The sequence below is a fragment of the Streptomyces sp. NPDC004629 genome, from assembly GCF_042873595.1.
Lineage (GTDB): Bacteria > Actinomycetota > Actinomycetes > Streptomycetales > Streptomycetaceae > Streptomyces.
In genome coordinates, this window is record NZ_JBIALO010000059.1 from 1 (window position 1) to 24,509 (window position 24,509).

The following is a 24,509-nucleotide window of genomic DNA, read 5'->3' on the forward strand; positions in this document are numbered from 1 at the left end:
ACGAACCGCTCCCGCGGGTCCAGGCGGTCCTCGCACCAGTGGCCTGACCGAACGCGGCCTCGGGGAACGGCAGCCGCCCAGCACGGTCCGGTCGGGCCCCGTCGGCGGGGCCCGACCGGACACCAGGAAGACACAGCGCGATCGGTCAAGAGCCCCTGATCAATCCGCCCGTTCCCAGACCACGGCGACTGCCGGCCCCTGGCCGCCACAGGGCCCCGACCTCGATAGGAGAGAGCAACGTGCCGCAGACGCACACAGAGCGCATCACGGTGGCGCTGCGCGCCCAGGACCCCGTGTCGCAGGCCGGAGTGGCCAGCCAACTACGCGCCCGAGGCGAGATCAAGGTCATCAAGTGGGACGAGGACAACCCGCCGCACGTGTTGATCGCTGTCCTCGACATCGTCGATGACGACGCGCTACGCCTCCTGCGGCAGATTCGACAGACCACGACCGCGCGAGGGGTACTGGTCGCCACCCACATCGACGAACACCAGCTGGTGAAAGCGGCCGAATGCGGTTTCGCCGGCGTCGTACGGCGGTCCGAGGCGACCCCGGAGCGCCTGGTGCAAGTGATCGGTTCCGTGGCCAAGGGCGAGGGCCAGGTGCCAGCCGACCTGCTCGGAAATCTCCTCGACCGGGTCGGAAAGCTCCAGGAACACGGGCTCGTCATCACTGGGCTCTTGGACCGCGAGAAGGACGTGATGCGTCTGTTGGCCGAGGGTTTCAGCACCGCCGAGACCGCTGCGAAGCTCTCCTGCTCCGAACGCACCGTCAAGAACATCCTGCACGACGTCATGGTCTGCTTCGGTTCGCGCAACCGCTTGCACGCCGTGGCCTACGCGATACGGCAAGGGTTCATCTGACAACCACGGTCGCATAGACCCCGCCCGGCGGACTCGGTTGCCCCGCCGGATCTCTGTCCCCATGAGGGGGCTTGCCGAGAATCCCAAGAGACAGGGAGTTCCGTGTGTTCATCGACATCCCGAGCGAACTCGAAGCCGCTCTGATCGACCTTCCTCTCCCGACGTGGAAACTGGACGGTTCGTTCCTGGCGACGTCCACCATGAAGCGGTACCGGACCGAGCTGACGGCCACCCCGCGGTTTGAGGAGACCGCCGCGACGCTGCGCCACGCGCTGAGCGGGGAGGGCGGCGGATACGCCGTGCTGCGCCTGGGGAACCTCGCCAAGGCGCTGGGGACCGACGACCGGTTCCTGCGGCTGGCGACGGCTTTCGCCGCCGAGGTGGCGGTCCCCTTCTCGCCCTTCCCGCAGTGGCCCCTGTGGAAGGACATCGGTGTCAAGGTCGACAAGGATCCCGGCAAGTCCAGCGGCATCGGGTACAACGCCTTCCACATGGACCTCGTGAACGCGACCCGGCCCCCGGACTACACCACGCTCCTGTGCATCCGCCCCGACCCGCTCGGCGGCGGCCCCAGCATCCTCTCCGACGCCCACGCGGCGGTGGCGCGGCTGTCGAAGGACTGCCGCTCCCTGCTCGCCGAGTCGGCCTACCACTACGGGACCTTCTTCGACCTGTTCGACGTGGGCGAGGAGTACACGCCGTTCCCGATCCTGGACAGCTCCGACCCGGACGAAGGGTTCGTCCGGTTCACGGCCAAGATGCTGGCGAGGTCCGAACTCAGCCCGGCACACGTCGAGGCCGCCCGGGAACTCGCCGCGGAACTCGTCCGGGGGCAGGTCTCCTTCACGCTCCAGCGCGGGTCCTACCTCATCGTGAACCAGCGCCGCTTCCTCCACGGCCGGGAAGCGCTCCACGACGGTCAGGAGACCGTCCCGTTCGCCGACCGGCGGCTGCTCCTCCAGCTCTTCCTGCGCGCGGGGGCCGGCGACGGCTCGGCCGCATAGCCGGCCCAAGGCACACCGGTGACCCACCCAGTCCCGCCCCCAGGCCCAGCCCCCGAACACGCGGCACGGCCGCGGGGCGGGGCCCGGCCCGGCGCACTAGATGCGCGAGTTGCGCAGCGACTGCCACACAGCGCCGGCCAGCGCCCGCGTCGCCCTCGGGACCGACAGGTCCTCGTGCCGGCGGTAGAGGGTCCAGTTGTACTTGACCAGGGACATCTTGTTGGAGGACAGCGATCCCGCCTGACCCGCCCGGTACACCGCAAGCGGCTCGACCAGGCCGCGGGCGTCAGCGCCATCCCGCATGATCGACAACCACAGCGCGTAGTCCTGGCGCTTGCGCATCTCCGGCATGAGCCTGGTGCCCAGGACGTTGCGGTCGTACATGGCGGTGAGAGCACCGATGTAGTCCCGGCGCAGCATCGCGCGGTAGTCCACGTGCGCCCGCGCGCGGATTACCCGCCCGTTGGGGACCCAGTCGGTGCTGTCGCCGTCGTAGTCGGCGTCCATCTTGAAGTAGCTGGTGAACGTCAGCGGCGCATCGCCCTCGGCGGCGAAGGCGAGCTGCTTCTCGGTCTTCTCCGGCAGCCACATGTCGTCGGAGTCGAGGAACGCCACGTAGTCACCACGGGCCCGCTCGATCGCAAGGTTGCGGGCCCGCCCCGCGCCACCCCGCTCGGGCGCCGACTGCGGCAGCACGCGCTCGTCCTGGGCGGCGAAGTCGCGCAGCAGATCCATCGAGCCGTCGGAGGACTGGTCATCGGTGACCAGCAGCTCCACGTCGCTGTGCGTCTGGGTGAGCACCGATCGGACGGCCGCACCGAGGGTGGCCGCCGAGTTGTAGACAGGCATCACAACAGACACCAGGGGCACAGCGCATCTCCTTGCCAGATCACGAATGACGGTCCATTCAAGCACCGCAACCGAGTAGGGAGCTGACATGCACATAGTCGTCGCTGGTCAGGGCTACGTAGGACTTCCGCTGGCCGTACGCGCTGCGGAGGTGGGGCACCACGTGATCGGCTATGACGTGGACGCTCACCGAGTTCAGCAGCTCGCCGCCGGCCACTCCTACGTCGAGGACGTGACCTCCGCGCGGCTGCGCGCCATGCTGGACTCCGGGGCCTACTCGGCGACCACTGACGCGTCCGCACTGGCCGGCTACGACATCGCGGTGATCACCGTGCCGACCCCGCTGCGGGACGGCGTGCCCGACCTCACCTACATCGAGACGTGCGCCCGGACCCTGGGCGAGCACCTTCGCCCCGGCGCGACCGTGGTCCTGGAATCCACGACGTACCCCGGCTGCACCGAAGAACTGCTGGTGCCGATCCTGGAGGAGGCGTCGGGCCTGCGCGCCGGCGACGACTTCCTGGCGGGCTTCAGTCCCGAGCGTATCGCTCCGGGGAACAAGCGCTGGTCGTTCGACGGGACACCGAAGGTGGTGTCCGGGATCGACGCCAAGTCACTCGACGTGATCAAGGGGTTCTACGACGGCATCTTCCAGACCACGGTCCCGGTGTCCGGGGCGAAGGTCGCCGAGCTGGCCAAGCTGATCGAGAACACCTTCCGGTTCGTCAACATCTCCATGGTCAACGAGCTGGCGATGCTGGCCGCTGCCCTCGGCGTGGACGTCTGGGAGGCGATCGACGCGGCCGCGACCAAGCCCTTCGGCTTCACGCGGTTCACCCCGGGGCCGGGCATCGGCGGGCATTGCCTGCCTGTTGACCCGATGTTCCTCTCGTGGAAGGCCCAGCAAGACCTCGGGGTCCCCTTCCGGTTCGCGGAACTCGCCGCCGACGTGAACCGGCACATGCCCGACTACGTCGTCCGGCGTCTCACGGAAGCGCTCGACAAGCGCGGCATGCCCGTCAGCGGATCTCGGATTCTGCTGCTCGGCCTGACCTACAAGATCAACGCCACTGACCTCCGCGAGTCGCCCTCGGCACGTGTCGCCGAACTCCTGGTCAGCCTCGGCGCCCAGGTCCGCGGCGCCGACCCCAACATCCCGGACGGCGACGACACCAAGCTGAACGTGCCGCTGGTGGACGCGAGCGCGGAGGAGATCGCGGCCGCTGATGCCGTGGTGCTCCTCATGGACCACGCACGATTCGACCTCGCGATGATCGAGAAGAACGCGCCCTACGTCTTCGACTGCCGACACCGCCTGTCCGGACCGAACGTCGAGACCCTTTAGATTCTCGGAATCCCCCGGCCCGCTGCCGAATCTTCCATCCCCGGGAGTTCTCTTTGCGCGACGAATGGGACCGCGCTCACACGGACTACACCGTGCCCGCGCAGCGTCAAATTCCTGCCTCGCTGGCCGAAAGCGAGAACGACTGGCGCGACCACCTGGAACGCTCAACCCCCAACGGCTGGCTGATACGAGACAACGCCATGACCGCGGCGCTCGTCAGCGGAAAACCGATGTACCTGCTGCACACCACCAAGGACATCAACGCCATCCGCACCAGCGGGCAGCTGCACGTCTCCACCGGATGCCTGGTCGGGGCCCTGTACTGCTCGCCTCTCTCCAGTCAGCGCGAGGGACTGCGCCCCCACAACCTCGGCGCCTACCTGATGCGGACGAAGCCCTCCACCACGCCCATGGTCTTCGAGGTCATCCCGGATGCCCCGATCCGGCCCAAGGGCGTCGACTACCTGCATCTCGGTGCCATCCACCTGCGTACCTACGAGCGCTACCAGAGCTTCCTCACCCCGGCCGAGAACGACCAGCTCGACCGCACCGTGCTGGCCGGACTGCGCGCCGCGGCCGTCTTCCTCGACGTCGCCCTGCGCAACGCCGCCGGCCATGCCACTCCGGCACGCGAGTTCATCGACCAGTTGTCCGACGCCGTTCCCCGCGTGCCGTTCCTCGGCTACCTCTACTTCGAGGTCCTGTCCGAATACCTGATGCTCCACTCCGCTACTCCGGAGACCAAGACCTGCGCCCAGGCAGGAGAGCTGAACAACTGGCTCTACAAACGAATGGCCTTCAGTGCCGTGAACGGCATGGACCAGTTGTTCGACCTCGCCCGTTTCAATCCGCGCCATCACCGGCTCGTCCAGATCATCGAAGGCATAGAACCGGCTCTCGGCCCGGGAGTCGCCGAATACGTCCGGCAAAGGCTCTCCCACTTGTTCGCCCTGTCCGCGCTGCACCCGTCCCAGGATGCGGCATCGGTCACCTTCCAGGGCACTGATCTCAGTACGATCCAGAAAGCCGCGCCCGGACTGATCGGCCAAATGGTCTTCCGTGAGATCCGGTACATGGCCCGCTACCGGCAGTTGTACCACTGCTTCGAGAAATCCAAGGCCCTGGAGGCATGGGACTACTGGAACAGCGAGGGAATACCCACGCCATTCAATGGAATCCTCCCCAAGGGAGAGATCGGAATCAATCCCGCCTACCCCCGGTCAACAGTCAGGGTGTGGACAGCAGAGCCGGACGGGAAGGGCTTTTTACATCCGACCGAGGAGGTCATGGCCGTCCTTACACCGCACCTGGCGTCATGGTGGGCACCTCAACGCCAGCGCGAGATGTAGACCGTCGTCGAAATCGTCCATGGGACTGAAAGAACTCATCTTCCACTCAGCGAAATCCGAGGAGGCACACAGGTGAGTCAGAGAATGCGGCCGGTGGAGCAGTTCGTAGCATCGCTGCCGCGATGCGCAATGTGGGCGGCGTTGTTCTTCACCGACGAGAATGACCGCCCCCTGCTATTGCGTGCGGTAAATCAACCGAATGTGTGGCAGTTTCCTGGTGGCGGCGCCGAGGAGGGAGAGTTCCCGTTTGAGACGGCTGTCCGCGAAGCCAAGGAGGAGACAGGGATCTCGTTCGAGGGAAGACCGCGGCTGCTCGCTGTGCGATTCCAGTAGTCGCGCCCGGACTGGCCCATCAACCAGCTCGGGCTCATCTTCGATGGCGGCCGGCTGCCGCCCGAGCAACTCGACGAGATCGTGCTCGATCCGGAGGAGCACACGGAGTTCGATGTGCGGTCCCTGGCGGGGTGGCAGAAGGCACTGAGCGAGCGGCGGTACACGCAGCTCGGGCGGCTGCTGTCGGCCCGGGACGGCGGCGATGCCGCGTACCTGGTCGGTTAGACCCTCGTGCCCGGTACAGCTCGCGGGCGCCCGCGTCGACTGGCCCCGAGAACCGATCGTCGATTCCCGGTCCGTGAACGGAGTATCCGCATGACCGCCAAGCTCCTAAACATCCTGACCGGCATCAACCGCCCCTCCGTGTCTTCGTCCGGGGGCATGATCCTCGTCAATGATCTCTACGGCGCGATGCCGGAAATCCACACGACCTTCCTGGGCAGGGAACCGGTCGATCAGGCTTGGAAGGCCGCGTTTGATCATCTGATCACCCTCTCCACAACGAAGCGCCCTCACGGCCCCGACTTCGACCCGTACGTTGATGAGTTGACGCATGAGGTCGGTGCGCTCATCGAGAAGATCCAGCCGAACGCCATCCACGCCCAGTACCTCGGGTTCGCTCTCAGCCTGGCCTTCACCCGAACCGCGGGCAACATCCCGATCATTGCCATCGCTCACGGCCCCGACGTGATGGTGGCCGAGCGCAACGCCTCTGAACGCGAGGCCATGAAGGAAGTTGCTGCCGCGAGCGCCGCGATCGTCGCCCCGACCGTTGCTCTCGCCAACCGCATCGACTGTCTCACCGGACGCCGATTCACCGACCGGCTCACCGTCATCCCGTGGGGCATCCCTTTGAGTGAGGCCCGAGTACGCGATCAACTGCCTATTGGCTCCAGACCTCTGTCTCTGGTGCACGCCGGTCGCCTGGATGACAACAAATCCACGATCACCGCCGTCGAAGCCCTCGCTCTTACCGATCAGCCGCATCACCTGACCGTGATCGGCAAAGGACCCCTACGGGAGCATCTGGAACAGCGGGCGGTAGAACTCGGGCTGCGGGGCAGGGTTCATTTTGAGCCGTTCCTGCACCGCGCCGAACTGTGGCGCCGTCTGCCGAAGTTCGACGCCTGGGTTTTCACAACCAGAGGTCTGGAGGCTTTTGGGCTCGTCCTCATTGAGGCTCAAGCCCACGGACTTCCGGTTGTCTACTCAGATCTTCCCGGTGTGAGGGAAATCCTCGGGGGCGCTGGCGTTGCCTACACTCCTGGCGACCCGCGCTCGCTGGCTGTGGCCCTGGACGAGATGGGCCGAAACTTCCGCCGGCGCGAGGCCCTGACTACGGCGGCTCTCGATAATGCGCGCCGATACGACATCACTACCACCGGCCGCCAGCTTCGCGAACTGACGCTCCGCGTCACCTCCTAACCCCGATGTCTTGAGACCGGGCCTCGTCACGCCCGACGAACTGTTCGCGTCCACCGCGCCCTACTACACCGCGGGCGGGCCCGGCCTCCCGGAGGGGGAGGGGAGGCCGGGCCCGCTGATGGGGGGAGGGAGAGTGGTCTACGAGGGCGGCATCAGGCCGGGGGGACGTGCTCGGTGCTCTCCTGGATCCCCAGGACGCGCAGCAGGTCGGCGGTCACCACGCGATAGCCGATCCGCCCTTCCCCGGCCTTGACGACCTTGCACGGGAACGTGCCGTTCCGTGCCAGCTCATACGCCTTCGTGCGGCCGAGGCCGAACGCTCTCCCGGCCGTCTCATAATCCGTCGGCCGTGGGTTCGAGTCCCACCCGCCCCACCAGTGCAGGGGGATGCAGGATCGATTTGACCTGGATCAACCCTGCATCATCCGCCCGGGCGAGGCGTTGCGACACGCTCAAGGTCACCTGCTCGCTCGATGCTCGCTCGAAGCGTCGGATGACCTCTTCGGAGTAGAGGTCGGCGATGCACGGCTGGTCGCAAGCACCGAAGGGGCCCCGGGGATCCGATGCCTTCCGGTGCCGGGCCCCTTCTCTGTGCCGGCCGCTTCCGGACCCTCAGCCCAAGAAGCCGACGTGCGCGAGCCGCAGCGGGCCGCGCAGCCTGAGCCGGAGGTCGCGCACGCCCGCGACGGCGATCGGCGCGCGCAGCGACGTGTAGGCGTACGGGCCGCTGCCGGGCGCGTCGAGGGTCAGCGTGACCGGCACCGAGCCACCGCCCGGAAGCAGTTCGACCTCGCCCCGGCCGGACACCCGCACGGTCACCTCCCGGGCGCCCCCGCCGAAGTCACAGTCGCGGTAGAGGAGTTCGGCGCTTCTGCCGTCGACCGGGGTCACCGCGTCGCCCGACACCTTGGTGCGGTCGACCAGCGCGGCACCGTACTGCTCGTCGAAGCCGGCCGCGTCCAGGCCCCGGCCGAGCACCGCGCGGGGCGCGGCGGGCTCGCCGTCGAGGGTGAGGGTGCGGCGCAGCCGGATGTCCTCGCTTGAGGCGCCCGCCAGCAGCTCGTAGGGGCCCGGCTCGCGGCGCCAGCCGTCCCGTGCCACGTCCCAGAACGCCAAGGCGGACAGCGGGACGTCGAAGGCCAGCTCCGCCCGCTCCCCGGGGGCGAGCGTCACCCGCCGGTGGGCCAGCAGTTCGCGGCGCGGGCGGACGGCCGACGGGGCCAGGGCGCGCGTGTAGAGCTGGGCGACCTCGTCCGCGGTGACGTCACCGGTGTTGGTGACCGTGAAGGACACCCGCACCGAGTCGTCCGCTGCGCCCGCCGACAGGCCGGCGTAGGAGAAGGACGCGTACGACAGGCCGTGGCCGAACGGGAAGAGCGGGGTGCCCTCGAAGTAGAGGTAGGTCTGGCGGGCGCCGATCACGTCGTAGTCGAGCAGATCGGGCAGGTCGGCGTCGGACGCGTACCAGGTCTGCGGCAGGCGGCCCGCGGGGGAGACGTCACCGGCCAGCACCCGGGCCAGCGCCGTGCCCGCGGCCTGCCCGCCGTGCGCGGTCCACAGCGCGGCGGGCAGCCCGGCGACGGGCACGGCGTACGGGTAGGCGGAGACCAGGACCAGCACCGTGTTCGGGTTGGCGGCGCGGGCGGCGCGCAGCAGCCGCTCCTGCTGGGCGGGCAGGGCCAGCGTCGTACGGTCCTCGGTCTCCCGGCCGCCGATGTGCGGGTCGTTGCCCGCGACCACCAGGACCACGTCGGCCGCGCCGGCCACCCGGGCGACGGCGTCCTCGCCGCGCTCGTCGGTGATCAGCTCGAAGACCTCGGGAGCCGCCGTGTCGCCGGCGGGAGCAACCTTCACCCCCTCGGCGGCGACCCGGACATGGCGACCGGTTCCGATGTGCCGCAGGAGGTGACCGCCGGCGTGGGGTTCCAGACGGAAGGTCTCCTGGACGATCCAGCCGCCCGGCTGGTCCGCGGAGGCCCGTACGAAGCCGTCGTCGGCGACCGAGAGGTAGCGGCCGTCCGGGGCGCGCAGCGTCAGCACGCCCTGGCCCCAGTCGATCAGCGCGAGTTCGGTGCCGGTGGCACCGGTGGTGAGCGGGGGCAGGTCGGTGCGGCCGGCGAGCAGCGCCGGGTCGAGCGCGCCCTCGGCGCCGCGCACCTCGGCGGGCGCGTCGGTGGCGGGCGGCACCCGCAGGAAGGTCCCGGAGCGGGTGCGCAGCCGCACCCGGTCCACGCCCTCCGCGAACTCCACCCGCTCGGCGCCGAACCGCTCGTACAGGCCCTCCAGCGGTGTGGACCGGTGCAGGAGGGTGCCGCTGTACCAGTCGAGCTTGCACTCGTCGGCGAGCAGGCCGACCACCGCGATCCGGGTGTCGTGGGCGAGCGGCAGCACACCGTCGTTCTTCAGCAGCACCACCGCCTGCTCGGCGGCCTGTCTCGCGAGCGAGCGGTGGTCCGGGGTGTCGAAGGCGCCGGTGCCTGCGTGCGGGTCGTCGGCCGGGTCGAACTCGCCGAGCCGGAAGCGCACCGAGAGCTGGCGGCGCACCGCCGTGTCGATGTCCGGCTCGGTCAACAGGCCCTGCTCCAGGGCTCCGTGGAGCCGGGCGGTGATCTGCGAGCCGTCGGTGCCGTGGTCGGTGAAGCTGTCGACGCCGGCCCGCAGGGCGGCGGCGGTGGCCTCCTCGTGGGTGTCGAAGTAGTGCTCGGAGTCGACCAGGTTGGAGGGCGCGCCGGCGTCCGAGCAGACCAGCAGGTCCTGTCCGGTCCAGCTGCGCAGATGCTCGCGCAGATACGGGGAGACGTGATTGGGGCGGCCGTTGACCAGGTTGTAGGCGGGCATCACGCCGGCCACCGCACCGGCCCGCACGGTCTCCTCGAAGGCGCGCAGGTCGTACTCGCGCAGCACGCGCGGGCGGACCGACGAGGAGGCGACGTCCCGGCCGGTCTCGTTGTTGTGCGCGAGCCAGTGCTTGAGCACCGGGGCGGTGCGCCAGTACGCCGGATGGTCGCCGCGCAGGCCCCGGGTGTAGGCGGTGGCGATCGCCGAGGTCAGCTTCGGGTCCTCGGAGTAGCCCTCCTCGTTGCGGCCCCACAGCGGGTGGCGCAGCAGATTGACCGTCGGCGCCCAGACGTTGAGGCCGACGCGGTCGTCGCGGGCGCGCATCGCGCGCACCTCCCTGGAGACCGCTTCGCCGACCCGGCGCACGAGGTCCGGGTTCCAGGTCGCGCCGAGCCCCACGGCCTGCGGGAAGACGGTGGCCGGTCCCATCCAGGCGACCCCGTGCAGCGCCTCCTGGCCGGTGCGGAACGCGGCGATGCGAAGGCGCTCGACGGCGGGCGCGAACTGGTGCAGGAAGCTGACCTTCTCGTCCAGGGTGAGCCGCGCCAGCAGATCGTCGATGCGCTTCGCGAACGGCAGGCGCGGATCGCGGAAGGGCGGTGAGTGCGGCGTGTGTGCGGTCACGGGCGGTTCCCTTTGCGCTGGGTCGGCGAGGCGCTTTCGAAGCGCTTCGATGCTCATTCGACGCGCGGGGTGGTGTCAAGACATCCCGAGGCAACAGCTCCGACCTCTGACGCTATTTCAAGCCGCATTCGAGCGTGTGCGGGACCGCGGCGCCCCGGAGGAATCTTGGAAGCGACCCTTGTGCGGCCCCAGGTGTTCACTTAACCTCGCAGCAACTTCGAAGCGCTTCGACTCGACGGGTCCGTCGTCCTGAGACGGACATTCCTCCGAGGACCGCTTCGGCTCAGCCAGTTCCACTGAAGACACCGCAGCCGACGGCCACCGCCGGGTGTCCTGGTGCGCCATGAAGGGTTGACGCAATGACGCCGAACGCCGCCTCCGCGCCCAGCCGGAGAACCTTCCTCGCCTCCACGGCGGTCGCCGCCACCGCGGTGGCGGGCGGAGTGCCGCTGCTCACCGCCTGCGGCGGCGGCCAGGAGGGCCGCAAGGAGGGCACCACCTCCGGGAAGGCGGCGCAGAAGCTGCTGCCGGCGTATATGGCGTCGAGCGTCGTGGCCCCGGACATCCCGGCGAAGAACGGCTCGGCGGCCGGCTTCACCAAGGCCATCGCCATGGACCGGTTGAAGACGTCGGTGCCGGACAAGCTCGGCAGCGGCGGCAGGCTGACGGTCATGGCCCCCCTGTGGGGCACTCCGCCGTCCGGGGACAACCCCTACTACCGGGCCATGAACGAGGCCATCGGCGTGCGGGTCGGCTGGCAGAACCAGGACGGCAACACCTACGACGAGAAGCTGGGTGCCGTGCTCGCCTCCAGCGACATCCCGGACGTGGTGGTCGTCCCCGGCTGGAACCTGAACGGCCGGATACCGAGCGCCGTCAACGCCAAGTTCGCCGACCTCGGCCCCTATCTGTCCGGCGACAAGGTCAAGGACTACGCCAACCTCGCCGCGGTGCCGACCGACGCCTGGCAGCGCGCCATCTTCGGCGGCCGGTTGCGCGCCATCCCGATGCCCGCCTCCTACGTCACCAACATCGCGCCCTTCTACCGAAAGGACGTCTTCGACCAGAAGGGCTACCAACTCCCGAAGAGCACCGAAGAGTTCCTGGCCTGGGCGACGGAGGCCACCGACGCCAAGGGCGGCGTGTGGGCCTGCGACGACATGAAGTGGACCGCGTTCAACGCCTTCGGTGTCCTCAACGGCAGCGACAAGGCGCTGTGGTGGAACCTCCAGGGCGGCAAGCTGGTCAACCGGGTGGAGACCGAGGAGTACCTGGAGGCCGTCGAGTGGGCGCGCAAGCTGTTCGCGGCGGGCGTGGTCCACCCCGACGCCCGGGCCGGCAAGACCGCCTCCGACGCGGGCTCCCGGTTCACCGCGGGCAAGGTCCTCGTCTACAACCAGGACCTGTCCGACTGGTTCGGCAAGACCTCCGAACAGCGCACCCAGAACCCGGACTTCGAGACCGCCGCGATGGACGTCTTCACCCACGACGGCGGCGACCCGCTGCTGTGGGCCGTACAGCCCGCGAACATCTTCACCTTCGTCAGCAAGAAGGCGTCCAAGCAGCAGATCGAGGACCTGCTGGCGATCGCGAACTTCTGCGCCTCGCCGTACGGCACCAAGGAGTGGCTGCTCACCAACTACGGCGTGCAGAGCACCGACTTCACCCTGAAGGACGGCGTACCCACCAAGACCACCAAGGGCGTCAACGAGGTGCTCGGCGCCTTCGACTACACCGGCGACCCGGCGCCCTTCGTCGCACACCCCGACTTCCCCGAGGTCACCAAGGGGATGGTCGAGTGGCAGCAGCGCATGGGCGCGTTCACCAAGAAGTCCTCCTGCTACGGCCTGACCATCACCGAGCCCACCCGCTGGTCCAACCTCGCCGACGACTTCGAGCAGTTGGAGGACGACGTGGTGCGCGGCCGCAAGAAGATCGGCGACGTGCAGCAGGCGGTGTCCGACTGGAAGAAGCGGGGCGGCGACGACCTGCGCGACTGGTACCGCAAGCTGCTCGACGACGCCGGCTCGGCGCGGTGATCCGGGGCATACAGGGCTGAGGCAAGGAGAACGGCCGTGTCGCACAGCACGGTGCCTCGCAGCAGGGCCGAGGCCAACACGACGGGGAAGACACCGCAGGCGTCCGGCGGCGCCGGACGCGGGCCGCGGGGACGCGGCGGGAAGCTGAGCCTCGGGACCAGGTTCCGGCGGGACCGGACGCTGATCCTGATGACGCTGCCCGCGGTCCTGCTGCTGCTCGTCTTCAACTACATACCGATCCTCGGCAATGTGGTCGCCTTCCAGGACTACGACCCGTACCTGAGCGACAACGGTTTCGTGGCCGTCTTCCAGAGCCCCTGGACCGGCTTCGAACAGTTCCAGCGGGTCTTCGAGGACTCCGCGTTCTGGCACGCCGTGCAGAACACGTTCGTCCTGTTCTTCCTCCAGCTGGTGCTGTTCTTCCCGGTCCCGATCCTGCTGGCGCTGCTCATCAACAGCGTGGTCAGGCCCCGGGTCCGGGCCGTCGCCCAGGCGATCATGTACCTGCCGCACTTCTTCTCGTGGGTGCTCGTCGTCACCGTCTTCCAGCAGGTCTTCGGCGGCGCCGGCATCATCGCGCAGACCCTGCGCGAGCACGGCCACACCGGCTTCGACATCATGACCGACCCCGGGATCTTCAAATACCTGGTGACGGCCCAGATGGTCTGGAAGGACGCCGGCTGGGGCATCATCGTCTTCCTCGCCGCGCTCGCCTCCGTCTCCCCCGACCTGTACGAGGCCGCCGCCATGGACGGGGCCGGGCGCCGGCGCCGCATATGGCACATCACCCTGCCCGCGTTGCGCCCGGTGATCGCCCTGCTCCTGGTGCTGCGGGTGGGCGACGCCCTCACCGTCGGCTTCGAGCAACTCCTGCTCCAGCGGCAGGCGGTGGGACCCGACGCCGCCGAGGTGCTGGACACCTACGTGTGGTGGAACGGCATCCGCAACCAGGACTTCGGCTACGCCGCCGCGGCGGGCCTGATCAAGGGCGTCGTCGGACTGACCCTCGTCCTCGTGGCGAACAAGGTCGCCCACCTCATGGGCGAGCAGGGGGTGTACAAGAAATGACCGCAGTCGTCGACCGTCCCCCGGCAGCGGGGGAGCGGCAGCCTGGCAGGCGCCGCCGCTGGTCCGCGCCGCCCCGGCCCGTCTGGGAGGAGACGCCGCGCAGGGCCGGCCTGGCCGGCAAGGGCCTGGTGCTCGGCATCGCCTGCTGCGCGATCCTCTTCCCGCTGTGGATCGTCGTGGTGACCAGCCTGTCCCCGAAGAAGACCATCGACGAGACGGGCGGCCTGGTGGTGATCCCCAAGGGCCTCACCCTCGTCGCCTACCGGGAACTGCTCAGCGGCGGCCAGGTGCAGCGGGCCGCGCTGGTCAGCATCGGGGTCACCGTCGTCGGCACCCTGTTCAGCATGGCCGTGTCGGTGCTGTGCGCCTACGGCCTGTCCCGCCGCGGCTCGCTGGGCCACCGCTGGATCCTGCTGACGCTGCTCGCCACGATGTTCTTCGGCGCGGGCCTGATCCCCACCTATCTGCTGGTGCAGGCACTCGGCCTGACCGACACCTATCTGGCGCTGATCCTGCCCAGCGCGGTCAGCGTCTTCAACATCCTCGTGCTGCGCGGCTTCTTCATGGGCATCTCGCCCGAACTCATCGACAGCGCCCGCATCGACGGCGCGGGCGACTGGCGCATCCTGTGGCGGATCGTGCTGCCGCTGTCCCGCGCGGTGCTCGCCGTGATCACCCTGTTCTACGCGGTGGGCTACTGGAGCGCCTGGTTCAACGCGTCCATCTACCTGACCGACCAGGACATGATGCCGCTGCAGAACGTCATGATCCAGCTGGTGCAGAAACAGCAGCGCCCGGTGGGGCTGTCCGCGCAGATCAACACGGGGCAACTGGCGCCGCTCGCCGTCCAGATGGCGGTCATGGTCATGGCCCTGCTGCCGGTGGCCGTCCTGTCGCCCTTCGTCCAGCGGCACTTCAAGAAGGGCATGCTCACCGGCGCCGTGAAGGGATGACCGGTGTCCCGACCCCGCGGGCAATGCGCCGCCGACTTCCACAGAGCGAGGTTTGTGTCATGAGCGTGTCCCGTTCGAGCCGGCGTGGCGGATGCCGCGGCATCCCGCACGGGGAGCCGGCGTGACGGCGGGGCGCACGCCACCCGCGCTGGCCGACGCCACCCGCGGCCGGATCCTCTACGGCGGCGACTACAACCCCGAACAGTGGCCCGAGGAGACCTGGCACGAGGACGTACGGCTGATGCGGGACGCCGGCGTCACCACCGTGACCCTCGGCGTCTTCTCCTGGTCCGCCCTCGAACCCCGCCCCGGCGCCCGGGAGTTCGGCTGGCTCGACCGGGTCATGGACCTGCTGCACCAGTTCGGTGTCGATGTCGTCCTGGCCACCCCCACCGCCGCACCGCCGCCCTGGATGGGCCGCCTGCACCCCGACACCCTGCCCCGGGACGCCGACGGCCGCACCGAATGGTGGGGCGGCCGTCAGCACTTCTCGCACTCCAGCGCCACCTACCGGCACTACGCCGCCGCGATCACCGAGGACCTGGCCGCCCGCTACGCCGGCCACCCCGCCCTCACCATGTGGCACATCAACAACGAGTACTGCACCGTTGACCACGGCGACGAGGCCGCCGCCGCCTTCCGCCGCTGGCTGCGGGCCCGATACGGCACCCTCGACGCGCTCAACACCGCCTGGGGCACGGCCTTCTGGAGCCAGCACTACGACAGCTGGGACGGCATCCTGCCACCCCGCCACGTCCACTACCTGAAGAACCCCACCCAGGTGCTGGACTTCCGCCGCTTCACCTCCGACATGCTCCTGGACTGCTACACCGCCGAACGCGACATCGTCGCCCGGCACACCCCGCACATCCCGGTCACCACCAACTTCATGCCGCTGTGGATCGGCCAGGACGGCTGGCGCTGGGCCGAGCAGGAGGACGTCGTCTCCGTCGACCTCTACCCCGACCCGGGGGACCCGCTCGGCGCCCAGCACGCCGCCCTCGTGCAGGACCTGACCCGCTCCCAGGCCCGCGGGCCCTGGATGCTGATGGAACAGGCGGCCGGCCCGGTCAACTGGCGCGGCGTCAACCACCCGAAGCCGCCCGGACTCAACCGGCTCTGGTCCCTGCAGGCCGTGGCCCGCGGCGCCGACGCCGTCTGCTACTTCCAGTGGCGCCAGTCCCGGCAGGGCGCGGAGAAGTTCCACTCCGCGATGGTCTCCCACGCGGGCCCGCAGGGCCGCACCCACCAGGAGATCAAGCGGCTCGGCGCCGATCTCGCCCGGATCGGCGGCGCCGTCGCCGGCATGCCCATCGCGGCCGAGGTCGCCGTCCTGCACGACTGGCACGCCTGGTGGGCGAGCGCCCAGGAGGCCCGGCCCTCCGCCGAGGTCGACCACGCCGCCGTCCTGCACGCCTGGCACCGCGCCCTGTGGGAGTCCGGCCTCACCACCGACTTCGCCCACCCCGAGCACGACCTGTCCGGCTACCGGCTCGTCGTCGTCCCCCAGCTCTACCTCCTCACCGACACCGCCGTCGGGAACCTCCTCGGCTACGTCCGCGGCGGCGGCACCCTGGTGTGCGGCTTCCTCACCGGGATCGCCGACGAGGACGACCGGGTGCGGCCCGGCGGCATGGACGCCCGGCTGCGCGACTTGTTCGGCATCCGCACCCTGCACGAGTGGTGGCCGCTGGAGCCGGGGCGGACCATCGCCTGCGAGGGCTTTCACGGCACGCTCTGGTCCGAGGAGATCGAAGCCGGCGGGGCCGAGGAGACCGTGCCGTACCGGGGCGGCGAACTCGACGGGCTGCCCGCCGTGCTGCGCAAGGGGCGCGCCTGGTACGTCTCCACGCTGCCCGAACCCGAGGCGCTGCGCGGGCTGCTCACCCGCGTGGCCGCCGGGGCGGGGGCGCGTCCCGTACTGGACGGGCTGCCCGCACGGGTCGAGGCGGTCCGCCGCGGCGACCTGCTGTTCCTGCTCAACCACGGCCGGGAGCCGGTCACCGTGCAGGTGCCCGGCGCCCACCGCGACCTGCTCACCGGGGAGACCGTCAGCGGCGCTCTCACCCTGGCCCGGTACGGCGCGGCGGTGCTCGCGCCATGACGTGGGCCACCGGCCCCGGACCGGCTCGGCCACCACGGCGCCCACGCGTGCGGCGCCCCGACCGACGACCGGTTCGTCGTCACCCCCCACGCCCGGGCCCGCCCGAACGCCGGCGAGCCCACCCGTCATCCCCACTCATCATCGCCCCGGACCACCGCCCGCCCGGACCACCGCCCGCCCGGACCACCGCCCGCTCGGCGCACCGGCTGCCTGGACCATCGCCCGCTCGGCGCACCGGCTGCCCGGACCACCGGCCGCTCGGCGCACCGGCTGCCCGGACCGTCGCCCGCCCGGACCGTCGCCCGCCCGGCACACCGGCCGCTCGGCACATCGGCCGCTCGGCACATCGGCTGCCCGGCACATCGGCTGCCCGGCGCACCGGCTGCCCGGACCGTCGCCCGCTCGGCGCACCGGCTGCCTGGACCATCGCCCGCCTGGATCACCGGCCGCTCGGCGCACCGCCCGCCCGGACCGTCGCCCGCCCGGACCATCGGCCGCTCGGCACACCGGGCCGGGCCCGGCGCCGCGGCCCAGCCCGCCGTACGTCGGCGGGCGCCTGCCGGTGCCTGCCCGGACGGTGCTCACGGCGGCCGGCCGCTCGTCGAGCAGCGGACCGCCGAGCCGGGCCCCACAGTTCGATCAGCACGGTCTCCTGGCGCCCGCTCCACTCCAGCGCGCCGTCCCGCTCACGGAATGTGCCGACGATGGCGATGGTGTGGGTGACCGGTTTCCCGGAGCCAAGGCATCGCCGGCGTGCGGAACTGGTCAGGGCGCGACGGGCGCCGGACCCGTACTCGCCCGCACCGTCAGCTCGGGCGCGATCAGCACGACGTCGTCGCTCCCGCGGCCGTCCAGCTTGGCGACCAGGTGTTCCACCGCGTGCCGGCCCATGTCCTGCGCGGGGATGGCGACCGACGTGAGCCGCACCGAGGCCTGGACGGCGACCTGGTCCGGGCAGACGGCGACCACCGACACGTCCTCGGGCACGGCCCGCCCCTGCTGCCGCAGCAGGGCGAGCAGCGGTTCGACGGCCGCCTCGTTCTGCACGACGAACCCGGTGGTACCCGGGCGTTCGTCGAAGATCCGGGCCAGGGTGAGGGCCAGCGCGTCGTATCCGCCCTCGCACGGTCGGTGCAGCACCCGCAGTCCCAGCTCCCGGGCGCGGGAGCGCAGCCCGTCGAGGGTGCGCTCGGCGAAGCCGGTGTGCCGCTCGTAGACGGCGGGGGCCTCGCCGATGACGGCGATGTCACGGTGTCCGAGCCGCGCCAGGTGCTCGACGCACAGCGCGCCCGTCGCCCCGAAGTCGAGGTCGACACAGGTCAGACCCCCCGTGTCGGCGGGCAGCCCGATCAGCACGGACGGCTGGTCCGTGCCGCGCAGCAACGGCAGCCGCTCGTCCTCCAGCTCGACGTCCATCAGGATCATCGCGTCGGCGAGCCCGCTGCCGGTGACCCGGCGCACCGCGTCCGGGCCCTCCTCGCCGGTGAGCAGCAGGACGTCGTACCCGTGGGTGCGGGCCGTGGTGGCCACCGCGATGGCGATCTCCATCATCACCGGCACATACATGTCGGTGCGCAGCGGAACCATCAGCGCGATGATGTTGGACCGGCTGCTGGCCAGGGCACGGGCGCCCGCGTTCGGGTGGTAACCGAGTTCCCGGATGCTCTCCTCGACCCGCTGCCGGGTGGTGGCGGAGATGGACCGCTTGCCGCTGAGGACATAGCTCACCGTGCTCGCCGAGACTCCGGCGTGCTGGGCGACCTCGGCGAGGGTGACCATCCGGCTCTCCAAGTTTTGTGAAGCGCTTCGACAATGCCGCATCTCCGACAGGGGCTGACGGAGGGTACATCGACCCTAGCTCCAGCATGGGCGGGGTGTCCAGAGGCCGTCGAAGCGCTTCGACAACTTCTCCCCGAGAGTCGCGAGCGGGCCGGTGCTGCACACCGTCCCCCGGACGGCGTAACGACGCACCACTGGGAAACCGTGCCCGCGCCCCGGGTCCGGACCCCGCGCCGGTCGCGCCGCCGGGTGTGCGAAGGCTGCGCGAGGACTGGTGGGCGCGGCCCGTTTCGGGTACCAACGATCCAGTAGCACTGGTCGGTAACGAACGGTCCTCAACATCCCTATTCGCGGCGAGGTGAGCCTCATGTCCGCCCCCACCAGCAAACCCACGGTCACCGAGCGCGAGGCCCGGCAGGTCGCGGAGGCCGCCCGGGAACAGGACTGGCGCAAGCCCAGCTTCGCCAAGGAACTGTTCCTCGGCCGCTTCCGCCTCGACCTGATCCACCCCCACCCCCACCCGGCCGACGACGACGTCCAGCGCGGCGAGGAATTCCTCGCCAAGCTCCGCGACTTCTGCGAGACGAAGATCGACCCGGCCCGTGTCGAGCGCGAGGCGCAGATACCCGACGAGGTCGTCGACGGCCTCAAGGAACTCGGCGCCCTCGGCATGAAGATCGACACCAAGTACGGCGGCCTCGGCCTCACCCAGGTCTACTACAACAAGGCCCTCGCCCTGGTCGGCTCGGCCAGCCCGGCGATCGGCGCCCTGCTCTCCGCCCACCAGTCCATCGGCGTACCGCAGCCGCTGAAACTCTTCGGCACCCGGGAGCAGAAGGACACCTTCCTGCCGCGCTGCGCCCGCACCGACATCTCGGCGTTCCTGCTGACCGAGCCGGACGTCGGCTCGGACCCCGCGCGCCTGGCCACCTCCGCAGTGCCGGACGATGGGGGCCCCTCCCGGTCGAGCGGAGCCGAGACTGGGGGAGAGTACATCCTCGACGGGGTGAAGCTGTGGACCACCAACGGCGTGGTCGCCGACCTCCTCGTCGTCATGGCCCGGGTGCCGAAGTCCGAGGGCCACAGGGGCGGCATCACGGCCTTCGTGGTCGAGGCGTCGTCCGAGGGCATCACCGTCGAGAACCGCAACGCCTTCATGGGCCTGCGCGGCATCGAGAACGGCGTCACCCGCTTCCACCGGGTGCGGGTGCCGGCCGCCAACCGGATCGGCCCGGAGGGCGCCGGCCTGAAGATCGCGCTGACCACCCTGAACACCGGCCGGCTGTCGCTGCCCGCGATGTGCGTCGGCGCCGGAAAGTGGTGCCTGAAGATCGCGCGCGAGTGGTCGGCGGCCCGGGAGCAGTGGGGCAAGCCGGTCGCGCTGCACGAGGCGGTCGGCTCGAAGATCAGCTTCATCGCCGCCACCACGTTCGCCCTGGAGGCCGTAGTCGACCTGTCCTCGCAGATGGCCGACGAGAGCCGCAACGACATCCGCATCGAGGCCGCCCTCGCCAAGCTGTACGGCTCCGAGATGGCCTGGCGGATGGCCGACGAACTGGTCCAGATCCGCGGCGGTCGCGGCTTCGAGACCGCCGCCTCGCTGAAGGCCCGCGGCGAACGGGCGGTCCCCGCCGAGCAACTGCTGCGCGACCTGCGCATCAACCGGATCTTCGAGGGCTCCACCGAGATCATGCACCTGCTGATCGCGCGTGAGGCCGTCGACGCGCACCTCGCGGTCGCCGGTGACCTCATCGACCCCGACAAGACCCTGTCGGACAAGGCGAGGGCGGGCGCGAACGCCGGCGCCTTCTACGCCAGGTGGCTGCCCCGGCTGGTCGCAGGACCCGGCCAACTGCCGTCCTCCTACGGTGAGTTCAAACGCGAGGTGGATCTTTCCGGGCATCTGCGCTATGTCGAGCGGCACGCCCGCAAGCTGGCCCGCTCCACCTTCTACGCCATGTCCCGCTGGCAGGGCCGGATGGAGACCAAGCAGGGTTTCCTCGGTCGCGTCGTGGACATCGGCGCGGAGCTGTTCGCGATGAGCGCGGCCTGCGTCCGGGCCGAACTGCTGCGCAGCCGGGGCGAGTACGGGCGCGAGGCCTACCAGCTCGCCGACGCCTTCTGCCGGCAGGCCCGTATCCGGGTCGACGAGCTGTTCGGCCGGCTCTGGTCCAACACCGACGATCTCGACCGCAAGGTCGTCAAGGGCGTCCTCGGCGGCGTGTACGCGTGGCTGGAGCAGGGGGTCGTCGACCCGTCCGGCGACGGCCCCTGGATCGCGGACGCGGCACCCGGCCCCAGCAGCCGGCAGAACGTCCACCGGCCCATCAGGTGACGGTCGGGCGGCCGACCGGTCGGGTGACGGCCGGCCGCCCGCTCTGTCAGGTGACGGCCGGCCGACCCGTCAGGCGCTGACCGGTGCCCCGCGTCGGGTGCCGGTCAGCACCACTTGTCGCTCGGATCCCGCCTCGTCCAGGAGCAGGAGTCGACCTTCGCGCCGCTCGCCTTGGTGAGGGTGGCGGTGTCGCTGGTGTTGTTCCACACGTACCAGCGGCGGTTCTGGTACTTGTGCGCGGCGGTGTCCGTGCCCTTGCCGGTGTGCACCTTCAGGCTCTTGCCCGCGCCGATCCGGACGCTCGGGAAGACGTACTTGTGGTTGGCGGCGTCCTTCAGGATCCAGCCCTTCAGGGACACCGCCGAACGGCTGGTGTTCTTGAGCTGCACCCATTCGCCGTTCAGGCTCGCGTTGGACCCGTTGTCCGAGCCCGGGCTGTCGAACCAGACATGGCGGATCGTCACACCGCCGGCCGCCTGGGCCGGGGTGCTGAGCAGGGTGCCGGTGAGTAGCGCGGCGCCCGCGAGGGCCGCGGGCAGGGTGGCGCGAAAACGCATGAGAAATCCCCCCGGGGAAGTCGTTGAGGACAGCAGTGTTATCACATGATCTTCACGGCTGTTTCACAAAGGAGGATTTCGGTCCCTTCACCACCAAGCCCAGACATGGCACCCGCCCGAGGGACGCGCTGTCCTTCCGGGCGCCGCTTGCGGCAACAATGGGGGGATGACCGACAGTCCCGCCAGTCCGGCGCCCCTCGCCGACCCGCACCTCGTCCACGACCCCCTCGCGGGGGACGGGCCGAAGGACGTGGTGATCCTCGGCTCCACCGGGTCCATCGGCACCCAGGCCATCGACCTCGTCCTGCGCAACCCCGACCGCTTCCGGGTCACCGCCCTGTCCGCCAACGGCGGCCGGGTGTCCCTCCTGGCCGAGCAGGCCCGCCGGCTCCGGGTGAAGACCGTCGCGGTGGCCCGCGAGGAGGCCGTACCGGCGCTGCGCGAGGCCCTCGCCGCGCAGTACGGCGCGGGCGAACCGGTCCCCGAGATCCTCGCCGGACCCGACGCGGCCACCCGGCTCGCCGCCTCCGACTGCCACACCGTCCTCAACGGCATCACCGGCTCCATCGGCCTCGCACCGACCCTCGCCGCCCTGGAGGCGGGCCGCACCCTCGCGCTCGCCAACAAGGAGTCGCTCATCGTCGGCGGCCCGCTGGTCAAGGCGCTCGCCAAGCCGGGGCAGATCATCCCCGTCGACTCCGAGCACGCGGCGCTCTTCCAGGCGCTCGCCGCGGGCACCCGCGCCGATGTGCGCAAACTCGTCGTCACGGCGTCCGGCGGCCCCTTCCGCGGCCGCACCAGGGCCGAACTCGCGGGCGTCACCGTCGACGACGCCCTCGCCCACCCCACCTGGGCCATGGGCCCGGTGATCACGATCAACTCCGCGACCCTGGTCAACAAGGGTCTTGAGGTCATCGAGGCGCACCTGCTGTACGACATCCCCTTCGAGCGCATCGAGGTCGTCGTGCACCCGCAGTCCTACGTCCACTCGATGGTCGAGTTCACCGACGGCTCCACGCTCGCCCAGGCGACGCCCCCCGATATGCGCGGGCCCATCGCCATCGGCCTGGGCTGGCCCGAACGCGTCCCGGACGCCGCCCCCGCCTTCGACTGGAGCACGGCCTCGACCTGGGAGTTCTTCCCGCTCGACAACGAGGCCTTCCCGTCGGTGAACCTCGCCCGGCACGTGGGGCGGCTCGCGGGCACCGCCCCGGCGGTGTTCAATGCGGCCAACGAGGAGTGCGTCGAGGCGTTCCGCGGCGGCGCGCTGCCCTTCAACGGGATCATGGAGACCGTCACCCGGGTGGTCGAGGAGCACGGCACACCCCGCGCGGGAACTCCGCTCACGGTGTCGGACGTCCTCGAAGCGGAGACCTGGGCCCGGGCCCGGGCCCGCGAACTGACCGCACAGAAGGCGACCGCGGAGGCGCGTGCATGACAGCCTTGATGATGATCCTCGGCATAGTCGTCTTCGTGGTCGGCCTGCTGTTCTCGATCGCCTGGCACGAGCTGGGGCACCTGTCCACGGCCAAGATGTTCGGCATCCGCGTGCCGCAGTACATGGTCGGCTTCGGCCCGACCATCTGGTCCCGGCACAAGGGCGAGACCGAGTACGGGATCAAGGCCATCCCGTTCGGCGGCTACATCCGCATGATCGGCATGTTCCCGCCCGGCGAGGACGGCCGGATCAGCGCGCGCTCCACCTCACCGTGGCGCGGCATGATCGAGGACGCCCGCTCGGCCGCCTTCGAGGAACTCAAACCGGGCGACGGGACCCGCCTCTTCTACACGCGCAAGCCGTGGAAGCGGGTCATCGTGATGTTCGCGGGCCCCTTCATGAACCTCGTCCTGGCGGTGGTGCTGTTCCTCACCGTCCTGATGGGCTTCGGCATCTCGCAGCAGACGACGACCGTCAGCTCGGTCTCACAGTGCGTCATCGCGCAGAGCGAGAACCGGGACACCTGCGCGTCGGGCGACGCCGCGTCCCCGGCCGCGGCGGCGGGCCTGAAGGCGGGCGACAAGATCGTCTCCTTCGGCGGGGTCAGGACCGAGAGCTGGAACCAGCTCTCCGACCTCATCCGCGCCGCCCCCGGCAAGGAGGTGCCGATCGTCGTCGACCGCAAGGGCGAGCAACTGACCCTGCACGCGACGATCGCCACCAACCAGGTCGCCAAGAAGGACTCCAGCGGCCAGATCGTCCAGGGCCAGTACGTCACCGCCGGCTTCCTCGGCTTCAGCGCCGCCACCGGCATCGTCCGCCAGGACCTCGGCGACTCCGTGACCTGGATGGGCGACCGCATCGGAGAGGCCGCCCACTCCATCGCGAGTCTGCCCGGCAAGATCCCGGCCCTGTGGAACGCGGCCTTCGACGGCGCACCGCGCCAGCCCGACTCGCCCATGGGCGTGGTCGGCGCGGCCCGCGTCGGCGGCGAGATCTTCACCCTGGACATCCCGCCCACCCAGCAGCTCGCGATGGCCCTGATGCTGGTCGCGGGCTTCAACCTCTCCCTGTTCCTGTTCAACATGCTCCCGCTGCTCCCGCTCGACGGCGGACATATCGCGGGCGCCCTGTGGGAAGCCCTGCGCCGCAACCTCGCCAAGATCCTCCGCCGCCCGGACCCGGGCCCGTTCGACGTGGCGAAACTGATGCCGGTGGCCTACGTGGTGGCCGGGGTGTTCATCTGCTTCACCCTCCTGGTCCTCGTCGCCGACGTCGTTAACCCGGTCAAAATCTCCTAGTCATGCCTTGTTGGTGGCGGCCCGGGGCCTTGTGTTCCGGGTCGTGTTCCATCGGGTGGGTTTCCCGGAGGGATGTGCTGGCGTCGGGGGCCGTGGCGTAATCTCGGACCCTGGAGCCCGCCGTTCCGGGACCGGATCCTGATCCACGACTTGGGGTTGCACAGCAGATGACTGCGATTTCTCTCGGCATGCCGTCCGTTCCGACCAAGCTCGCCGAGCGTCGGCTCAGCCGGCAGATCCAGGTCGGTTCGGTGGCGGTGGGTGGGGATGCGCCGGTGTCGGTGCAGTCGATGACGACGACGCGT

The 24,509-nt window shown here is 70.0% G+C and carries 18 protein-coding genes and 2 pseudogenes; 15 read left to right on the top strand and 5 right to left on the bottom strand.

Going from position 1 to position 24,509, the window contains the following annotated elements; translation table 11 throughout:
- Positions 1-239 precede the first annotated feature (239 nt).
- Together ACFYTE_RS41160 and ACFYTE_RS41165 are read left to right on the top strand one after the other, a co-directional pair.
- Positions 240-863: a LuxR C-terminal-related transcriptional regulator gene (locus ACFYTE_RS41160; RefSeq protein WP_388722246.1), complete on the top strand. Its 624-nt coding sequence runs from the start codon at positions 240-242 to the stop codon at positions 861-863.
- 104 nt (positions 864-967) lie between these two features.
- Positions 968-1,867, top strand: coding sequence for a TauD/TfdA family dioxygenase (locus ACFYTE_RS41165; RefSeq protein WP_388722248.1), 900 nt, complete (start codon positions 968-970; stop codon positions 1,865-1,867).
- A gap of 96 nt (positions 1,868-1,963) precedes the next feature.
- On the opposite strand, the gene ACFYTE_RS41170 is transcribed toward ACFYTE_RS41165, so the two are convergent.
- Complete coding sequence (locus ACFYTE_RS41170; protein WP_388722250.1) at positions 1,964-2,737, bottom strand: glycosyltransferase family 2 protein; 774 nt, start codon at positions 2,735-2,737, stop codon at positions 1,964-1,966.
- A 67-nt stretch (positions 2,738-2,804) separates the two neighbouring features.
- On the opposite strand from ACFYTE_RS41170, the gene ACFYTE_RS41175 reads away from it, so the two are divergent.
- From ACFYTE_RS41175 to ACFYTE_RS41195, 5 genes are all read left to right on the top strand, one after another.
- Positions 2,805-4,061 (top strand): nucleotide sugar dehydrogenase, encoded by a 1,257-nt coding sequence (locus tag ACFYTE_RS41175; RefSeq protein ID WP_388722252.1) that lies wholly within the window; start codon positions 2,805-2,807, stop codon positions 4,059-4,061.
- 53 nt (positions 4,062-4,114) lie between these two features.
- A complete protein-coding gene (locus ACFYTE_RS41180) occupies positions 4,115-5,410 on the top strand; it encodes a hypothetical protein (protein ID WP_388722254.1) in 1,296 nt (431 codons plus the stop codon).
- A 93-nt stretch (positions 5,411-5,503) separates the two neighbouring features.
- Positions 5,504-5,743, top strand: a complete 240-nt coding sequence (locus ACFYTE_RS41185) for an NUDIX hydrolase (protein ID WP_388722256.1) — start codon at positions 5,504-5,506, stop codon at positions 5,741-5,743.
- Between the two features lie 81 nt (positions 5,744-5,824).
- Complete coding sequence (locus ACFYTE_RS41190; RefSeq protein ID WP_388722258.1) at positions 5,825-5,968, top strand: hypothetical protein; 144 nt, start codon at positions 5,825-5,827, stop codon at positions 5,966-5,968.
- Between the two features lie 90 nt (positions 5,969-6,058).
- Positions 6,059-7,168, top strand: coding sequence for a glycosyltransferase family 4 protein (locus tag ACFYTE_RS41195; protein ID WP_388722260.1), 1,110 nt, complete (start codon positions 6,059-6,061; stop codon positions 7,166-7,168).
- Between the two features lie 612 nt (positions 7,169-7,780).
- On the opposite strand, the gene ACFYTE_RS41200 is transcribed toward ACFYTE_RS41195, so the two are convergent.
- Entirely contained in the window at positions 7,781-10,630 is a 2,850-nt protein-coding gene (locus ACFYTE_RS41200) for a glycoside hydrolase family 3 C-terminal domain-containing protein (RefSeq protein WP_388722262.1), read from the bottom strand.
- Between the two features lie 359 nt (positions 10,631-10,989).
- Here ACFYTE_RS41200 and ACFYTE_RS41205 point away from each other — a divergent pair, with 359 nt between their 5' ends.
- From ACFYTE_RS41205 to ACFYTE_RS41220, 4 genes are all read left to right on the top strand, one after another.
- The gene (locus ACFYTE_RS41205) at positions 10,990-12,669 is read left to right on the top strand and encodes an extracellular solute-binding protein (protein WP_388722264.1); all 1,680 of its coding nucleotides are present in this window, start codon (positions 10,990-10,992) and stop codon (positions 12,667-12,669) included.
- Positions 12,670-12,705: 36 nt separating this feature from the next.
- A complete protein-coding gene (locus ACFYTE_RS41210; protein ID WP_388722266.1) occupies positions 12,706-13,737 on the top strand; it encodes an ABC transporter permease in 1,032 nt (343 codons plus the stop codon).
- Positions 13,734-14,690: a carbohydrate ABC transporter permease gene (locus ACFYTE_RS41215; RefSeq protein ID WP_388722268.1), complete on the top strand. Its 957-nt coding sequence runs from the start codon at positions 13,734-13,736 to the stop codon at positions 14,688-14,690. Before ACFYTE_RS41210 ends, ACFYTE_RS41215 begins: the two co-directional genes overlap by 4 nt.
- Before the next feature lie 121 nt (positions 14,691-14,811).
- The gene (locus ACFYTE_RS41220; RefSeq protein ID WP_388722270.1) at positions 14,812-16,794 is read left to right on the top strand and encodes a beta-galactosidase; all 1,983 of its coding nucleotides are present in this window, start codon (positions 14,812-14,814) and stop codon (positions 16,792-16,794) included.
- A 531-nt stretch (positions 16,795-17,325) separates the two neighbouring features.
- Here the strand turns inward: ACFYTE_RS41220 and ACFYTE_RS41225 are convergent.
- Together ACFYTE_RS41225 and ACFYTE_RS41230 are read right to left on the bottom strand one after the other, a co-directional pair.
- Positions 17,326-17,506 (bottom strand): annotated as a pseudogene (locus ACFYTE_RS41225) (hypothetical protein); the annotation flags it as partial.
- 53 nt (positions 17,507-17,559) lie between these two features.
- A complete protein-coding gene (locus tag ACFYTE_RS41230) occupies positions 17,560-18,573 on the bottom strand; it encodes a LacI family DNA-binding transcriptional regulator (RefSeq protein ID WP_388722272.1) in 1,014 nt (337 codons plus the stop codon).
- Positions 18,574-18,940: 367 nt separating this feature from the next.
- Here ACFYTE_RS41230 and ACFYTE_RS41235 point away from each other — a divergent pair, with 367 nt between their 5' ends.
- A complete protein-coding gene (locus tag ACFYTE_RS41235; RefSeq protein WP_388722274.1) occupies positions 18,941-20,908 on the top strand; it encodes an acyl-CoA dehydrogenase family protein in 1,968 nt (655 codons plus the stop codon).
- A gap of 104 nt (positions 20,909-21,012) precedes the next feature.
- Here the strand turns inward: ACFYTE_RS41235 and ACFYTE_RS41240 are convergent, their stop codons facing one another.
- Complete coding sequence (locus ACFYTE_RS41240) at positions 21,013-21,465, bottom strand: lamin tail domain-containing protein (protein WP_388722276.1); 453 nt, start codon at positions 21,463-21,465, stop codon at positions 21,013-21,015.
- Between the two features lie 166 nt (positions 21,466-21,631).
- Between ACFYTE_RS41240 and dxr the strand changes: the two genes are divergently transcribed.
- From dxr to ACFYTE_RS41255, 3 genes and pseudogenes are all read left to right on the top strand, one after another.
- Positions 21,632-22,903 carry a 1-deoxy-D-xylulose-5-phosphate reductoisomerase gene (dxr, locus tag ACFYTE_RS41245; protein ID WP_388722278.1) on the top strand — a complete coding sequence of 424 codons (1,272 nt, stop codon included), beginning with the start codon at positions 21,632-21,634 and terminating at the stop codon, positions 22,901-22,903.
- Positions 22,904-22,911: 8 nt separating this feature from the next.
- Complete coding sequence (locus ACFYTE_RS41250) at positions 22,912-24,204, top strand: M50 family metallopeptidase (protein ID WP_388722280.1); 1,293 nt, start codon at positions 22,912-22,914, stop codon at positions 24,202-24,204.
- A gap of 167 nt (positions 24,205-24,371) precedes the next feature.
- Positions 24,372-24,509, top strand: a pseudogene (locus ACFYTE_RS41255) (4-hydroxy-3-methylbut-2-en-1-yl diphosphate synthase); the annotation flags it as partial.

Bases quoted from the DNA above. Each gene is read 5' to 3' on its own strand.
- ACFYTE_RS41215 (WP_388722268.1), top strand. From the start codon at position 13,734: ATGACCGCAGTCGTCGACCGTCCCCCGGCAGCGGGGGAGCGGCAGCCT.
- ACFYTE_RS41195 (WP_388722260.1), top strand. From the start codon at position 6,059: ATGACCGCCAAGCTCCTAAACATCCTGACCGGCATCAACCGCCCCTCC.
- ACFYTE_RS41175 (WP_388722252.1), top strand. From the start codon at position 2,805: ATGCACATAGTCGTCGCTGGTCAGGGCTACGTAGGACTTCCGCTGGCC.
- ACFYTE_RS41240 (WP_388722276.1), bottom strand. From the start codon at position 21,465: ATGCGTTTTCGCGCCACCCTGCCCGCGGCCCTCGCGGGCGCCGCGCTA.
- ACFYTE_RS41250 (WP_388722280.1), top strand. From the start codon at position 22,912: ATGATGATCCTCGGCATAGTCGTCTTCGTGGTCGGCCTGCTGTTCTCG.
- ACFYTE_RS41235 (WP_388722274.1), top strand. From the start codon at position 18,941: ATGTCCGCCCCCACCAGCAAACCCACGGTCACCGAGCGCGAGGCCCGG.
- dxr (WP_388722278.1), top strand. From the start codon at position 21,632: ATGACCGACAGTCCCGCCAGTCCGGCGCCCCTCGCCGACCCGCACCTC.
- ACFYTE_RS41205 (WP_388722264.1), top strand. From the start codon at position 10,990: ATGACGCCGAACGCCGCCTCCGCGCCCAGCCGGAGAACCTTCCTCGCC.
- ACFYTE_RS41230 (WP_388722272.1), bottom strand. From the start codon at position 18,573: ATGGTCACCCTCGCCGAGGTCGCCCAGCACGCCGGAGTCTCGGCGAGC.